This is a genomic window from Pseudoalteromonas translucida KMM 520 (genome assembly GCF_001465295.1).
GTDB lineage: Bacteria > Pseudomonadota > Gammaproteobacteria > Enterobacterales > Alteromonadaceae > Pseudoalteromonas > Pseudoalteromonas translucida.
In genome coordinates this window covers 3,320,840-3,337,875 of record NZ_CP011034.1, presented here as the reverse complement: position 1 = coordinate 3,337,875, position 17,036 = coordinate 3,320,840, and the positions used below count along the sequence as shown (strand labels likewise).

Here is a 17,036-nt window from a genome sequence, read left to right as displayed (position 1 = left end):
TGGTGTTTAATAATCAACAAATAACCAACTTACCACAACATAGTAATATTGAGTTTAAGCCGTTGGGGGCTAACGCTTTGCTGCATGTGCAACTTAATTGGCTGGCGTTTTATATTCCTTTAATTATCGGCTTAGTGGTGGCGTGTTACTTAAATGCCGCTTTTGCTAATCTAGCGCAAACGTATTTGTTGATTGGCATGCCAATAATTATCATATTATCAATACTTTATAATGTAGTGAGTATAAAGCTGCAAGGGGTAGCAATGCGTACCCACGATATCGCGTTTAAAAAGGGAATTATTTGGCAGCAAATTGTTATTTTACCGCTGGCGCGAGTACAGCATATTGAAGTGCACCGCGGGCCAATTGAGCGCAAACTCGGCTTAGCGAGTTTAAAGCTATATAGCGCTGGTGGCATGAGCGCCGACCTGCAAATTAGCGGCTTAACTCACGACGATTGTAAAAATATGCGCCAGTTTGTACAAAACTACCGCAACGACGACAACATCGCACAAGCAACCCCTGCAGATGAGTAACGCTGGTAGCGCAAGTAATTTACATTGGCAAGCTGTATCGCCTTGGGCGTTAGTGTATTTTGTTGTCCATTTTACGGTGCGAATTATAAGAGATGGCATCTTTAATTTGCTACCTATTACTATTGTGTTTGTAACTCAAGTTGAAAACAAACTATTTTGGGGGCAAATTGCCGGAGCAGTCGCGCTTGTTGCTTTGCTTATTTACTCTTTTTTATATTATAAAAGCTTTCGTTTTTGTATTTCTGAAGAGCACGAAATATTACTTAAAAAAGGCGTATTTAAAAAAGAGCGTTTAACCCTTAAATTTGCTCGCGTACAAAACGTAAATATTGCTGAGCCGTTTTATTTTACCCCTATTAACTTAGTAAATTGTATTTTTGATGCCGCTGGTAGCGTAGCGCAAGAAGTGGTACTGCCGGGAATAACCAAAGAACACGCACAACAAATGCGTAAACAAATTTTTGCATACAAAGCCCAGCAGCAAGATACAGTAACTGACAATGTAGATCACCAATTAGCGGCACAAAGCAGTCTATTTATTAGCAACAAAGAAATTGCTAAGTTTGGTTTAATATCAAACATGGCTATTTTAGCCTTTGCAGCTATTGCGCCATTTATAAATGTTGTTATCGACTTTTTAGAACAAAAGCTGATTGCTAAAATGGAGGGCTTTTACCAGCAAGAGCTAGGTATAATGGCCAATGCTGCCATGTTTGCGGTGATCACCTTAATTGTTTTGTTGGTTATTATTGCGGTGTTGTTGTCGGTTGGCATGTCGTTGATTCGGTTTTATAACTACGAGCTGTATTTTAAAGGACAAAAATTTAAACGCATTGCCGGTTTATTAGAGCGCCATCAGTTATCTATGAGCTTAGATAAGGTGCAATCAATTGTTATAAAACAAAACTTAGTTGCCCGACTATTAAAACGCTTTACCGTTGAATGTTTGCAAGCGAGTAGTGGCGGTATGGTAGCAGGCGTTGCTGCTAAAAATAATAAACAAACCTTGCTCTTACCGGTATTAAACGCGGCACAAGTAAACAGTGTTTGCCAATGGATTTATCCTTGGTTTAATAGCAAAAACCTCGCATTTACAGGCGCAGAGCGCGCACTACTATATAAAAACTTGGTGTTTTATGCGCTTTTACCGAGCATATTAGTATTCATTTTTTGCTTAGTAGCTGAATTTAATATGTGGCTTAGTTTAGGTGTGTTTGTTGCGTTTGCAGGTTTAGTTACCTTGTCATATCAGCGTTATGGCTATTACTTACATGAAGATAATGGCCGGTATTATATGGTGGTGCGCAAAGGCTTGATTGGCGTACATTATCGGGTGTTTGAGCTGTATAAAACACAAAGTGCCCGTAGTATAAGTACCTACTTAATGCGTCGCTCAGGGTTAAAAAGTGTGTGTATACAACTCGCCTCAGGTTACGCTTTTATGCCCTATATAAAGCAGCAAGATGCTGACTTTATAATTGATTTTATACTTATGCAGGTTGAATCTGATCCCCGTAGTTGGATGTAGCTTCACTAAAAGCATGTGTAATTTATAGTTGCACATGTTTTATTACACTTTATTACTGCCAACTAAAAGCAATTAGTAATAACCTAGATGCAGTTAAGGAATCATCTAAGGGATTATAATGAAAAAAACACTTATGGCTGCGGCTTTATTACTTACCGCGCCGAGTTATGGTAACGACTGGCAAACCATTCATACCGAGCACTTTAATGTGCATTACAGTATTGAGCATACCGACTTTGCTAAATCGACTGCTGTAGAGCTTGAAATAGTACGTACTAAAGTGCTTGAGCAACAAAACCGCGCCCTTGATAAAATTGTAGATGTAGTGGTGTTTGATCCCTTAAATGCAGCCAATGGTTTTGCGCTACCTACTTCAAATAACCCCATAATGGCACTTTTTACCACGCCGCCACAATCAGATACTGTTATATCAAATACCTCAGGCTGGCAGCAGTTATTGGTATTGCACGAGTACATTCACTTAGTGCATTTAGCGCAGCCAACGCGTAATAACTGGCAGCAAAAAATACGCAGTCTATGGGATCTATACGATTTAACTTACAGCGATACCCCTCGTTGGGTTGCCGAAGGTTATGCCACGTTAATTGAATCTAAAATGACCGGTCGTGGGCGCTTATTTGATAACTACTCAGAAGCAATATTAGTAGAGTTTGCCCAGCAAGGAGCGTTGCCCAGCTACTCACAGCTAAATAGTACCGAAGGTGGCTTTATGGCCAGCTCTATGGCGTATTTAATTGGTAGCCGTTTTTTAAATTGGTTAGAGAAAAACTATACAGAGCAAACGCTCGATAGCGTTTGGACGCGCATGCAAGCGGTTAAAACACGTAATTTTGATCAAGCATTTAGTGGTGTGTTTGGGCAAAGTGCCGCTAAACTGTACCGCCGCTTTGTAGCTGAATACACTTATAAAGCTATGGCCAAAGAGCAATTAGAACCTAAGCTTAATAGTGAGCTGTGGCTACAGCTTGGTTTGTATGCAAGTAACCCCGCGCTTGCAAAAGATGGCAGTAAGCTGGCAATTGTAGAGCGTGATAAAAACGATAACACTAAGCTTATTGTGTACAGCACAGAGCAAAACACTAAAGCCGAAAACAGCTTTAATAAAGCACAAAAAGAGTTATTAGAAAATGATTCCCTAGATATTGCTGACACTGCACCTGCTGTTTTTAAGCGTGAACAAAAACAAGTGCTTAACCAAATTAATCGAGCAGGCATAGCTAACCCACAATGGATTAACAATACCACGCTTTACTTTAGTGCTTTTAGTACTGAGGACTCGGGTAGTTATAATCGTGTTTCTGATGTTTTTAACTACAACACTGAAACTGGCAATACAGAGCAGCTTACCGAGCTTGCAGGTATTCGCCGTTTTAGCGTAACCAGCGATGGTGAAACCTTATATGCTGAGCAAGTAAGAGGTGGTTACTCAGAATTAGTGAAAGTAGATTTAACCACTAAAATCGTCACTGAGTTATTTAATAAAAGTTTAAAAACGGCGTATGACTATCCAATATTAAACCCTGATGAAACTAAATTAGCTTACTTATCAGCGTCTTTAAACGAAAACTGGCAATTATATATACAAAATATTGATGGTGAGCACCGTCAATCAGTGGCTATGCCAAACGGGTATCAATATTTAAGCCAACCAAGTTTTAGTCAAAATGGAGAGTCGCTTTACTTCATTGCTGGCTTAAATAGCGCTACCGATATTTATAGTTATCATATTGCAAGTAAAACACTCACTAAACTAACTCAGGGGCAAGAAGCGGTTGCACATCCTATTGAAATAGCTGATGGCTCATTACTTTATTTCTCGATTAGCGCAGATGGACCCAATGTAAAACAGCTACCTAAAGCACACCAAGGGAATGTGGTTAGTGATATTGCAACCACTAAACATGCGCCACTGCTTATGGTTAATCAACACACACTTCCAAAAGCTAACATTTACACTAACCAAGTAGGCACCCAAAGTAGCTACAATGCACTTGAGCAACAAGCCACTTTTGCACTAGGCGCGCAGTATTATTCGGCTGCAACCAGTTTGTTGAATTTAGGGATTAAAAGTAGCGATTTATTAAAACAGCTCGACTTACAGGCAGGGTATAGCGCCGACTTGCACAATGGCGCTTTGCATGGTGGTTTTGTGCAGGCAAAATACAGTGCATTACCAGTAAAGTTTAAACTCAGCGTGTTTGATTATAATTTAAATACAGCACGCCAATATCAATCCTTAAATCAAACAGGCTTAAGCGCCGATATTGCTGCGCGCGGTGGTTTTGCTGCAATAAGTTACCCCCTTAAATTTGGCCAGTTAAACTTAACGCCAGAGCTTGCTTATAATTACACTGACTACAAGCAAAATCATAAAAACTGGACGCGCTTAGGCGTTACTCAAAGCTGGCAATATGACCGCCAAGATTTTGTAATAGGCCAAAGTATTTATGCGAGCTGGTACGATGGCAGCAACAAAAGTAATAATTGGCAAGGTTACGATTTAGCCGCCAAAATTTTTGGTAAAGCGTTTGGTATTCCTCTTTATGCAAGCCTTGAGCAAAAGCAACGTGATGATGGCAGCCTTGCATTAGGTGGCTTTAGTTCAAACCTGATTAATCAGCAACAAAGTAGCGAATTTGTACTTTCATCCGAGCTGCCTTTTTACAGTGCAACTGCAAAGCGCTATCAAGGTTATGGCGCTGGTTTTAGCTTTAAAGAGGGGTTACCTTGGCTTTATTACAAGCAACACCAACTCGATAGCATGGTATATGCACAAAGTTACGGCTTAAAATATCAAGGTGATTTTAACTTTGGGGTGGGGCCTGCTGGTGTAAACGATTTAACGTTTAATTTGGGCTTATCGCGCGTAGAAGGCGATAGCTTTGCAGATGAAATGCGCGCGTGGTTAAGTTTTTATTATTCGCTTTAACATTTTATAAAAGCAAAGGTAAAAATAATTAATAACGGGGTTTGAGCGGCGACTTAGGTGCCGCAAAACCCACACTTACTTTGTCATACTTAACGACAGTAACTTAGCTTGATACACATTAAGCTTTTGTTTGTCGCGTTCAAGTTCGATGGCTTTTTCAAGCAAGCTTTGTGTTTGTTGAGTTTTACCTTGCTGAAAGCGTATTTTAGCCAACTCTAAATAAAGATCGGCTATATACGGTGCTTTTACTATTGCTTGCTCAACATGCTTGTTAGCGCTATAAATATTTCCTGTTTGTAACTCGTTTTTAGCCAGTACTAATAACTCATAAGGATCTTTTTCTATATTTATTAGTTGTAAAGATAACTGCTGCGCAAGCTGAGTATCACCAAGCTTTTGAGCTAATAATTGATAGTTACTAATTAAATTAATGCTCGCATAATTGTTATTTAATGCTGCTTGATAAATATTCTTCGCACTTTGTAAGTCGCCAGCATGGCGGTGTAAGATGCCTGCTAAGTTAAATAGCTCAGGATCTTTAGGGGTGTAGTTATTAGCTTGCAAAATAAGAGAATATGCCATGTTTAATTGTTTTTTTGCTAATGCGCTAGCGGCTAAATTGCTATAAAACTTAGCGAGTAAGTCATTATGGTTAGCGCTACCAGAGTAAACACTGTCTCGAGTTGGGAAGTAGTCTATTAACGTACCTGCGCGGGTTGTTATTGCGCTTATTGAATTTATGTTTTTAGCGGTATCTACTTCTTTAGGGGCATAAACCATAGTTCTAAAATGGTTAGCTACATACACTAAGTTACTTTCTTTTGCATAAACAGGCTCGCTGGTCATTTCCTGAAAGCTCGTATCTAAACCAAGAATGCGAGCATAGCTTTGGGTAAGCACCGCTAGGCTAATACAGTTTCCTTGCGCTCGATTAACCGCTTGTGTGGAAGTGAGTGTATCGCCGTGATATGTAAAGTTAGTTAGTTGGTTTTCAAGGTAATTATAAACAACTCTATCGGTACGAACCCCAGATAATAACTGTTTTTTGGCATACGCTAAAAACTGCTCTGTCTCGACTTCAGACAGCTCAAAAATAGCTTGTTCAGATAAAGTGGGTTGTTGGCTAAATAAAGCATGATTAATTACTTGTGTAAGCGGTATAGTTTGCAGTATTTGCTTTTGATTGTTAGTACCGGTGCAGCCAGCTACTAATGAAAAAACAGTAATTACCACTAGCGGATAAAGTTTCATAAACTCACTCCATTGATACGAAAGTAAGCAGCTTAAATTGAGCTAATTACTATTATACCTAACATTATAATGAGTTTGTTTTTTAATCAAGAGTTTGCTGCGCGACGTTTATTTAAACGGTTTTGTCGTGATTGCTTTTTACGTACACGGCGGGTAAACCATAAATAAAAGCCAGTAGCTGCAAGCCATACAGGGCTTAAGCCAATAATAGCCCACAGCACCTTACTTACAAACCCTGCAAAGTAGCCAAAGTGGAGTTTTCTAAAGCTATCAATTACTTGCCAGCCAATTCCTACTTCCCGAATATCCCAGTTAGCCATGTGTTCGCCAGTTAGTTTACTGTAAGTAATAGTATTGGCGTATTCACTAGCCAGCGGATTGGTTGTGCTTACTTCACCAAATAAGGTAATGTTTTCGTCTGGCTCTAATGGCAAAACTAAAAAAGTACCGTTAAAAGTAGAGATTTGTTTTTTGCTGTCATCAAGTATTTGCTGCAACGAAATGTCGTGACTGTATAAGGGGTTGGTTAGTACATAATGCGCTTCTTGTGCGTGCTCTATCGCTTCGTGATACCACACTGCCCAGTTAAAGTAGCCGCCAGTAATGGCTAAAATAATAATAATGGGTGAGCCTATTACGCCGGCCATTTTATGAATGTCGCTAAGTACTATTTGTAATGTTGCACGCCAGCGCACGCTAAATAAGCGTCGCCAAAATTTGCGATAAATAATCAGGCCGCTAATACCCAATACGAGTAAAAACACCGCAAAAAAGAACCCTAATACAGTGCCTGTTTGCCCTGGTAAGTTTTTAAAGTCGTTAAGTAAAAAAGTGTAATGCAGCTCTAAAAACCAATCGGTGAAATAATGGCTGGTGCCCACAGGCTCGGACAAAATATCACCAGTGTATTGGTTTAAATGTAACTTAGCCCATTGCTCTGTACCGCGCTTTATTAAGTAAACCCGATCAGCAGTATCATCGTTAAATATTTCCCAGCTAGCTACTATATAATTAGGATAAGTACGCTCTGCTTTTGCAATTAACTTATCAATAGGCAGTCGTTCAGGGAGTGCCTTTACCACAAAGTGGCTATTTGGCATTAGCAGGCCATCTATTTCGCTCTTAAATACTAAAACACTCCCTGTAATACTAATAACAATAAGCGGGATGATAGCAATAAGGGCAACCCAGCTATGAATTTTAAACAGTGTTTTTCGCATATATAAAGCAATAGAAATAAATTGTATTGCGCATGATAACAATTATCAATTTCAATTCAAGTTTTGCAGGTGGTTATGCTAAAAACAACAAAATCGTGAACTTAAGCTAACGATTTTTGTATAGCTAAGTTGCCAGTTGCTAAATAAATATTTTCAATTTAGTTGAGTAAAATCTAGTCGCCACTACAATGCAGCCATAAGATAAAGTCCTTCTAAAACATATGTTTATTATATGTTTCTATTTTAATTCCTATTAACACTTACGTAACGAGCGAGGTTGCTTTGGCACATTTTCTGCCTGTATTGTCTTCATTTATTTTAGTCATTAGTTTTTTACCACTGCTAAATAAAATTCGTAAAAATCGCAGCGTGTCGGGTTTATCGCTGTTGATGATGACCTTTGGTGTTGCACAAAGTACGTACTTTATTGCCTTTAATCTGTATTTTGAGCGTTTTTATATGGCGCTGCCATTTGTAGTAACAGGCATATTAAGTGGTTCTATTTTATACTATTTTGCGCGTTATAATGCTGAGCGAAAAGAGCGTATTCAGTTACTGTGTATGTTGGCTTTTTCGCTTATGCCATTTACGTTATTAGCTAACCCAGCACTCGATACAGCTAGGGTACTAACGTGGTTAACCTTTGTTGGTTTGGTAATGAGCTCGGTGCGTGTAATGCCACAAACGTATAAAACTATTCGCAGTGGTGATATTAGTAATTTAAGTGCACGTTATTTTAGCTTGCAGTTTATAGCGGGTATTTGTGGTTTATTTGCCGAGTTTGCTATGGCTACGCAAAGTATTGCGCATATTTTAACGTTTGTAATGATTTTACTCACCAACGCTGCGCAGCTTGGTTGCATTCAATATTATAAAATGCGCCCTAATACGGTATAACGTTTAAAATAGTAGTGATAATTTAATTTAACTGTGGCAGGTTTAAGCTATTCGTAATTATAAAGTTTAAACCATGCAATTAACTATTCATCAAATAGATGCGTTTACTAATGAGTTATTTAAAGGCAATTATGCCGCAGTGATCCCCCTAGATACGTGGTTAAGCGACGATTTAATGCTAAAAATTGGCGCAGAAAACAACGTGTCCGAAACCGCTTTTACTTGCCAGCAAAGCGATGGCAGCTTTGCTATTCGCTGGTTCTCACCTTTGATGGAAATTGACTTTTGTGGCCATGCCACACTGGCAGCTGCTTATGTGCTTTGTGAGCAGCATAATTTATCGCAAGTGCGTTTTTATGCTGCTGCCGTGGGCGAGTTAGTCGTTAATAAAAATAGCGATGGTAGCTTTGCCATGACCTTTCCAAAACAAGCACCGGTTGTTGTATTAAATGCCCCTTCAGCACTGCTAAATGGTTTATCAAAAGCGCCCACAAAAGTGCTAAAAAACCGCCAAGCTTATTTTGCTATTTACGATAATGAGCAAGATGTAACTCAGCTTAAAACCGATTCGCAGTTACTGGAAACATTATTTCCGCTCGATGTTGTTGCCAGCGCGCCTGGAGATAAATACGATTTTGTGTCTCGCTACTTTTGGCCCGCCAGTGGTGGCGATGAAGACTTTGTTACGGGTTCTATTCATACCGGCCTTGCCCCTTATTGGGCGCAGCAATTAACTAAAACAAGGTTACGTGCTTATCAGGCTTCGAGCCGCGGAGGGCAGTTACTATGCGATGTTGGTGATACATATGTAACGATCACAGGGCATGCGGTAAGGTATTTAACCGGCACTATTTTTATTTAGCAAAGCGCTACATACTTTCTAAATTGTGTATAAATCAATTATGCTATTACTCTTGCGCTGCGAATAAAACGCTTTTATTTAAAAAATATAATTTTTGAAAGTTAGCACAGGCGACGCAGCCGCCACTACATACTTATTACTCCAAACCGCATCTCTACTATTTGTTTTTGTTTAAAGTTGTTGATTTATAAACTTAAAAATTACAGCTTTAATTTCTCTGTAGTATTACTTGTTGTTCTTTTTATCAATTGAAAGCTATTTTAGAAATAGTTACTTACAAATGCATCGTTAATATTTGGTTAAGCTCTGTTATTATGTTGTTAGTGAGTTTTTGAGGTAATTAAGTTATGCAAACAAGAATACTTAAATGGGTTTTTCCTTTTGTTGCACTTGCCATTGGCATAGTGAGCTTTATGGGAATTAACGCTATTGCAGAAGAATCAGCAGAAAAAAAACCAGTAGATACACGTCCTACCGTTACAGTAGAAAGTGCTTTGGCAAATAATCATCAGGTTATTATTAATAGTTACGGTGAAGTAAAGCCGCTTGAAAATACCCAATTGTCGGCGCAGGTGTCGGGTGAGGTATTAAGTTGGCACCCTAACTTTATTGCCGGTGGTGTAGTTGGCCGTGGCGAAACCCTATTTACTATTGAAAAAGATAATTACCAAGCAGCCGTTTTAATGGCTGAGGCTGAGCTTGCACGCGCACAAGCAGGCTTAATTGAAGAGCAAGCACAAGCACAAGTAGCAGCAGACGAAGCAACCCGCTTTCCTGGTAAGGCCCGTACAGATTTATTTTTACGTAAACCACAAGTGTTGAGTGCACAAGCGGCGGTTAAATCGGCGCAAGCTGCTTTAAAACGTGCGCAACGTGACTTAGACAATTGCGAAATTACTGCGCCATACGATGCGCTCGTTATTAGTCGTAATATTGGTGTTGGTCAGTTTGTATCTATGGGTTCGCAAGTGGCCGAAATTAATAATATAGAAACCGCAGAGGTGATCATTCCTATTGCCGGTTTTGATAGCATTTTTTTACCAGAGCGTATTAAAGGTATTACTGCAACAGTGATTCAAAAAGGACTAAATAGCTTTACTCGTGAAGCAGTAATAGACCGCGATTTAGGTATTGTAGATAGTGCTACCCGCATGAGTAGTTTAGTGGTGCGAATTGACGACCCTTACGGTTTAAAAAGCAAACAACCAGCAATTAAATTTGGCAGCTACGTACAGGTAAGTTTTGCAGGCGCTATGCTTAGTAACATTTACCGTTTACCGCAAGCATTAGTGAATAATCAAACGGTATGGATAGTAAATGATCAGCAACAACTTGAGCCGCGCAAAGTAACGGTTATTAGAGAAGAAGGTGAGTTTTTTTATATTAACAGCGGTTTAAATGCAGACGATAAACTCGTTGTTACCTTGCCAGAGTATCCGCAAAAGGGCATGGAAGTAAAAGTGGCTGGTACTAATACTAACAGCGCAACTGAAAGCTCAGAGACAAGCAACTCTAATACTCAGCAGTTGTAAGGCAGCAAAATATGAATGAACCAATAGAGCAAAAACAAACGGGTATTATTTCCTACTTTGCAAAAAATTCGGTAGCTGCCAATTTAATGATGTTTTTTATCATTGTAATGGGGATTATTAGTTACTTTACTATTCAACGCCAAATGTTTCCTAATGTAGAAATTAACTACATTAATATTGAAGCTAACTATCCTGGTGCGTCGCCACAAGAAATAGAAGAAAGCATTCTCATAAAAATTGAGGAGTCGCTTAAGGATGTAACCGAAATTAAAAAAGGCGTGTACCGTGCGTTTCGTAATGGTGGCCGTGCTAGCTTAGAAATAAATACCGATGTTAAACTTACCGACGTGCTCGATAAAGTAAAACTTCGCGTAGATGGTATAGCAACGTTCCCTGGCGGTATGGAGCCGGTAACAATTAGCCAAGTAGAGTTTAGGCAAGACGTAATAGGCATGACCTTAGTAGCCGACCTGCCGCTAAGCGAGCTTAAGCCAATTGCTAACCAAATAGAGAGTGAGTTATTACAGCTTTCTAATGTGTCGTTAGTTGTTAACGATGTGCCACTTGATGAAATAGCCATTGAAATTGAACCCGATACACTGCGCCAATATAACTTAACCTTAAGCGATGTAATGAATGCAGTACGCAGATATTCAGCTAACTTTTCGGCAGGGCAGCTAAAAACTGACTCGGGAGTTATTTCGGTACGCGTAGAAAATCAATTTTATAGCGGCGAAGAGTTTCGCAAAATACCGGTAAAAATTGGCGAGTATGGCGCAAAAGTGTTGTTGCAAGATATTGCCATAATTAAAGATCAATTTACCGAAGGTGAGCGCTACTTTAAGTTTAATGGGCAAAATGCGGTGTATCTTTCGGTTAAAGCAACCCAAGAGCAAAACATGATCCCGGTTGCCGAGTCGGTTAAAGCATTTATAGAGCAAAAAAATAATCAGCTGCCACCCAGTATACGGTTAGAGCCATTAATGGATATGACTTATTATCTAAATGCTCGCCTCGATATGATGAAAGCCAACTTGTTTCAGGGCGCTATTTTAGTGGCAATTATGTTGTCGTTATTTTTGCGTTTTAAACTGGCGCTGTGGGTAATGCTAGGGCTGCCAGTGTGCTTTTTAGGTGCAATGATGATGATGCCGGTATTTGGTATTAGCATTAATATTATTTCGTTATTTGCGTTTATTATGGTGCTAGGAATAGTGGTGGACGACGCCATAGTCATAGGAGAGAGCGCCTACACCGAAATAGAAAAAAGTGGCGGTGGTGTTGAAAGCGTGGTGCGCGGTGCTAAGCGTGTTGCAACGCCCGCGACCTTTGGCGTATTAACCACAATTGCTGTGTTTGCACCATTTACCTTATCGAGCGGCCCAGAAAGCGCGTTTTTTTACGGTATAGCGGTAGTGGTAATGCTGTGCTTAGTATTTAGTTTGGTTGAATCAAAACTAATTTTACCGGCGCATATTGCTCATACGCACTTTGCACCTATTAAAAAAGGCAGTTGGCGCGATCGCTTTAATACCCGCTTTTTTGGCTTTGTAAATGGCCCGTATAAACGCTTTATTGTGCGCTGCGTAGAATGGCGCTGGACGGTGATGTTTGCATTTATAGCAATGCTTATTCTTAGCGTTGGGTTAATTACCTCAAACAAAGTACGTACTGTACCCACCCCTAAAGTACCGCACGACTTTCCACAAATACGTGTAGAAATGAATGATAATGTCTCTGACATACAAACCATTGCAGCTATTCGCGATATTGAAGCTATGGTGCTGCAAGTTGATGAAGCAACCGAGCGTGAATTTGGTAAAAAAATGATACGCGATATCTTGGTATTTAACCAAGGTAGAACAGAGTCGCAGTTATTAGCGCCATTAGTTGATGAAGACTTACGTCCGTATAACGCCTTTGAGTTATCGCGTCGTTGGCGTGAAGCTATGCCAACCATAGCTGGCGTTAAGTCGTTAACTATTCAAGACGATGCTGGCGGCGGTGGTGCCAATGGTAATGGTGAGTTTGGCTATTTATTGTATGGCTCAGACATAGACACGCTAAATAATGCAGGGCGTCGTTTTATTCAATTACTACAGCAACAAAAAGGCTTGTTCGATATTAGCTCGACCATTGACCCTGCTAGTAAAGAAGTGCAAATGAGCTTAAAACCGGTTGCCTACGACTTAGGGTTAGATCTTTCGAGTGTTGCCAACCAAGTAGGTGCTAGCTTTTATGGTGGTGAAGCGCAGCGCGTGATCAGAAACGGCGAAGAAGTACGTGTAATGGTTCGTTACCCTAAGCTTACCCGCGAAGCATTTTCATCACTTAAGCATGCAGTGATCACCACACCAAAAGGGCGTGAGGTATTACTCGGTGATGTAGTTGAGCTAACCGAAACACCAGGCATTAGTTATATTCGCCGTGAAGGAGGCTATCGTACAGTTTATGTATATGGCAACATTGACGAAGAACAAATAGAGCCAGGTGAAGTAGTTAAACAAGTTAAAGAAAACTTATTGCCGCAGCTTAAAGATGAGTTCCCTACAGTTAAATCTGAGCTAGGTGGTGCAATAGAGGAGCAACAAGCGCAAGCAAGTGAGCAAATGATGTTTTTTATTGGCGGCATGATCCTCGTTTATATTTTACTGGCTGTGCCATTAAAAAGTTACTCGCAACCGCTTATTGTTATGTCGGTTATTCCGTTTAGCTTAACGGGTGCTATTTGGGGGCATTATTGGTTTGGTTTAGATATTAGTTTAATGTCGGGCTTTGGTTTAATAGCCGCTGCAGGGGTAGTAATAAACGACTCCCTAGTTATGACCGATTATGTAAACCAAGTACGCCGTAACGGCGTAAGTATTAAAGATGCCGTTATTGAGGCAGGCTGTGCACGCTTTAGAGCTATATTGCTCACCTCAATTACTACCTTTGCAGGGGTATTACCCATTATGTTTGAAACCAGCCTACAAGCTAAATTTGTTACCCCAATGGCAGTAGCGCTGGGCTTTGCTGTCATGTTTGCTACTTTAATAACACTGATATTAGTACCGTGTTTATATATTATTTTAACGGATATAGGCGCGTTATTTAAACGCCCGTTTAGTAAAAAAACCACTAAAGCTACAATTTAAAATAGCATTGTAAGTAAGCAGCAAAGCAAAAAGCCAACCGTAATCAGGTTGGCTTTTTGTTTTGTATAGAGCTTAAGTATTAGATTTAAATCTTGGTTACATTCTTTTGTTTGATTGTTGCAAGCTTGCGAATTATAATCTGCACCTTATTAATAAACTGAGCTAATCTTTAGTTTACATTTGTTTGTTTATTGCTCTAACCATCTTGGCTGTGTATTTGTATATTACCAATGCAAGGTTTGGATTTTAAGGTGTTGCTGTGTTTATGCATACGTCATTGGTCTGTGGAAAATGGACACCAATAGGTTGCTTAAATCAGGATGTCCAATTATCTATTGGCGATTCTGTGGTAGTAACCTTTTATGACATGCAAGGAGAGCTAGTCGATTTATCATTTAGTTATGAAGTGACGGTATCTGAGCAGGGAGAGCCTAATACGTGGCCGCGGCTAATAGCAGAATATATTAATGTGCATATTCCCTTAGTTAGCGCAGGGCGTATGACTGATACAGGGCTAGTAGTTGCTTATCGTTATAATCAAATATTTGCACTAGAATCAAGCGGTATTTGTAAAGCGGATGTTAGTGTTAATTGTTTGGCTAAACGCAATGTGTCGGTGATAGAAAATAGCGAAGAATACGATTGTGTTTATCCCGCTGGTGGCGATAATTATAATGCAGGCATAAAAGTATTGCAGCCCAAAACAGGGCATATTTATCAGTGTAAAGCATGGCCATTTAGTGAGTATTGCCGTGTTAATGGTGAGCAAAGTGCCATGTTTGAACCCGGAGTGGGTAAAAGCTGGGCTATGGCTTGGCAGCAAATAAAGTAAACAGTCAGTATATAGTTTTGAATTGGAATTATTTCCCCAAGGTGCTCTCTTCCCAAGGTATAAAGACAACAATAAAAATTGCAGAAATTTTAGTAATTGTACTTATACCGTTTAGCCCGCTCAGCAATGAGTGGGCTTTTTTATTTTTATGGTAAACTGGCAAATATTGTTATTTTTTAATCGGTTTATTTGTGTCTACTTCTGATTTTTCTTTGGCCTTGCTGCCAAGCTCCCCTATTGCTGAAAAGCAAGCCTATACCCTTAACACACACGATAAAACACGTATCGACAATTACTATTGGATGCGTGATGACGAACGTCAAAATAAAGATGTATTAGCGCATTTACATGCTGAAAACAGCTATTGTGAAGCACAATTAGCGCCAATGAAGCCATTACAAAACATCCTTTTTGAAGAGCTAAAAGGCCGTATTGTAAAAGACGACAACACAGTGCCGGTTAAAGATGGCAAATACTGGTATCACTCTGAAGTGCGTGGCGATGACGAATATTCTCGTCATTATCGCAGTAGTGATATGAGTACTAGCGATAAGCAAATTTTATTAGATGTAAATAAGCTAGCCGCCGGATTTGAGTTTTTTGAGCTAGGCGAAGTAGCACTGAGCCCGTGTGAGCAATTAATGGCGTACTCAGAAGATACTGAAGGGCGTCGTATTTATACCGTGCACTTTAAAAATATAACCACTGACGAAATGCTCACCGATAAGTTAGAAAATACCGAAGGCCAAGTGGTTTGGGCTAACGACAGTAAAACGGTTTTTTACGTTAAAAAAGATCTAAAAACATTATTAGGTTACCAAGTATATAGGCACGTGCTGGGTACAGAGCAAAGCCAAGATGTAATGGTGTACGAAGAGCAAGACAGCAGCTTTTTTATGGGGCTGGGCAAAAGTCGCGACGAAAGCCTTATTATTATTGATTTAGCCAGCACCGAAACTAACGACACTTGGGTGCTTGATGCTGACCAGCCAAACGGCGAGTTCAACGCATTAATGCCACGCGAAGAAGGCCATGAATTTGACGTTGATAAGCTTGGCGATACTTTTTACATAGTGACTAATTGGCAAGCCAAAAACTTTCGCTTAATGACCGCAACCAGTAAAACCATTGCCGACAAAACCCAGTGGCAGCAGCACACCGCTCATCGCGATGATGTACTGCTTGAAGGTGTTGAGTTATTTAACGACTTTTTAGTATTAAGTGAGCGCGAGCAAGGGCAAGCCCGTTTTGTGGTTGTTAATAAACAAGGTGAGCGCATGACATTAGCGTTTGAAGATCCTTGCTACTACGCCGCCATAGCAATGAATCCAGAGCCAGAATCACGCAGTGCCCGCATTTACTACTCAAGCTTAACTACGCCCGGCTCGTTATACGATGTTGATTTAACTACAGGTGAAAAAACCTTACTAAAACAACAGCAAATATTAGGGGACTTTAACGCCGACAATTATCAGTCAGAGCGCCTAATGGTAACTGCGCGCGATGGCGTGAAAGTACCTGTATCTGTTGTTTACCGTAAAGAGAGCTTTAAAAAGGACGGTACTAATCCGTTGTTTCAATATGGCTATGGTGCTTATGGCTACACTATTGATCCTAGTTTTTCGAGTACATCATTAAGCTTACTCGATCGCGGCTTTGTGTATGTTATTGCGCATGTGCGCGGCTCAGAAATGTTAGGCAGGCAGTGGTACGAGCAAGGAAAAAAACAACATAAACAAAACAGCTTTAACGACTTTATAGACGTTACTAAAGCGCTGGTTGAGCAAGGTTACGGCGATAAAAATAAAGTATTTGCATCGGGTGGCAGTGCAGGTGGTTTATTAATGGGAGCCGTGGTAAACCAAGCACCTGAGCTTTATTGTGGCGTTGGTTGTCATGTGCCATTTTTAGATGTGCTAACCACTATGTTAGATGAAAGTATTCCGCTTACCACCAACGAATACGACGAGTGGGGTAATCCCAACGATGCGCAATTTTACGATGTAATTGCTGCCTACTCGCCGTACGATAATATTTGCGCGCAAGAGTATCCGCATATGCTAATAACCACAGGGCTGCACGACTCACAGGTACAATATTGGGAACCGATGAAGTGGGTAGCTAAAATGCGCGAGCTAAAAACCGATAATAATATTTTAGTATTTAAAACCGATATGGATGCCGGACACGGTGGCGCATCTGGGCGTTTTAAAAGCTTAGAAGAAAGAGCGCTCGAAATGGCCTTTTTTATCGCCTTATTAAATAATTAGGCAATAATTAAAAAGTGCATA

The 17,036-nt window shown here is 40.0% G+C and carries 11 protein-coding genes; 9 read left to right on the top strand and 2 right to left on the bottom strand.

Translation table 11 applies throughout. The annotated features are described in order from the left end of the window. The first annotated feature begins 2 nt into the window (after positions 1-2). From PTRA_RS15415 to PTRA_RS15405, 3 genes are all read left to right on the top strand, one after another. Positions 3-536: a PH domain-containing protein gene (locus PTRA_RS15415; RefSeq protein ID WP_083497547.1), complete on the top strand. Its 534-nt coding sequence runs from the start codon at positions 3-5 to the stop codon at positions 534-536. Next, positions 529-2,064, top strand: coding sequence for a PH domain-containing protein (locus PTRA_RS15410; RefSeq protein ID WP_058374435.1), 1,536 nt, complete (start codon positions 529-531; stop codon positions 2,062-2,064). Before PTRA_RS15415 ends, PTRA_RS15410 begins: the two co-directional genes overlap by 8 nt. Before the next feature lie 118 nt (positions 2,065-2,182). After that, positions 2,183-5,014, top strand: coding sequence for a TolB family protein (locus tag PTRA_RS15405; protein WP_058374434.1), 2,832 nt, complete (start codon positions 2,183-2,185; stop codon positions 5,012-5,014). A 75-nt stretch (positions 5,015-5,089) separates the two neighbouring features. Here PTRA_RS15405 and PTRA_RS15400 read toward each other — a convergent pair whose 3' ends face one another. Then, positions 5,090-6,265, bottom strand: coding sequence for a tetratricopeptide repeat protein (locus PTRA_RS15400; protein WP_058374433.1), 1,176 nt, complete (start codon positions 6,263-6,265; stop codon positions 5,090-5,092). A gap of 86 nt (positions 6,266-6,351) precedes the next feature. Further along, entirely contained in the window at positions 6,352-7,485 is a 1,134-nt protein-coding gene (locus PTRA_RS15395; protein ID WP_058374432.1) for a PepSY-associated TM helix domain-containing protein, read from the bottom strand. A 282-nt stretch (positions 7,486-7,767) separates the two neighbouring features. On the opposite strand from PTRA_RS15395, the gene PTRA_RS15390 reads away from it, so the two are divergent. The 6 genes from PTRA_RS15390 (at position 7,768) to PTRA_RS15365 (ending at position 17,015) form a co-directional block, all read left to right on the top strand. Beyond that, entirely contained in the window at positions 7,768-8,382 is a 615-nt protein-coding gene (locus tag PTRA_RS15390; RefSeq protein WP_058374431.1) for a PQ-loop domain-containing transporter, read from the top strand. A 73-nt stretch (positions 8,383-8,455) separates the two neighbouring features. After that, positions 8,456-9,244 (top strand): PhzF family phenazine biosynthesis protein, encoded by a 789-nt coding sequence (locus PTRA_RS15385; protein WP_058374430.1) that lies wholly within the window; start codon positions 8,456-8,458, stop codon positions 9,242-9,244. A 347-nt stretch (positions 9,245-9,591) separates the two neighbouring features. Continuing rightward, a complete protein-coding gene (locus PTRA_RS15380; protein WP_058374429.1) occupies positions 9,592-10,776 on the top strand; it encodes an efflux RND transporter periplasmic adaptor subunit in 1,185 nt (394 codons plus the stop codon). Between the two features lie 11 nt (positions 10,777-10,787). After that, on the top strand, positions 10,788-13,913 hold the full coding sequence (locus PTRA_RS15375) for an efflux RND transporter permease subunit (RefSeq protein ID WP_058374428.1): 3,126 nt from the start codon (positions 10,788-10,790) through the stop codon (positions 13,911-13,913). 265 nt (positions 13,914-14,178) lie between these two features. Beyond that, entirely contained in the window at positions 14,179-14,745 is a 567-nt protein-coding gene (locus tag PTRA_RS15370; RefSeq protein ID WP_058374623.1) for a hypothetical protein, read from the top strand. Between the two features lie 191 nt (positions 14,746-14,936). After that, positions 14,937-17,015 (top strand): S9 family peptidase, encoded by a 2,079-nt coding sequence (locus PTRA_RS15365; RefSeq protein ID WP_058374427.1) that lies wholly within the window; start codon positions 14,937-14,939, stop codon positions 17,013-17,015. The last annotated feature ends 21 nt before the right edge of the window (positions 17,016-17,036 follow it).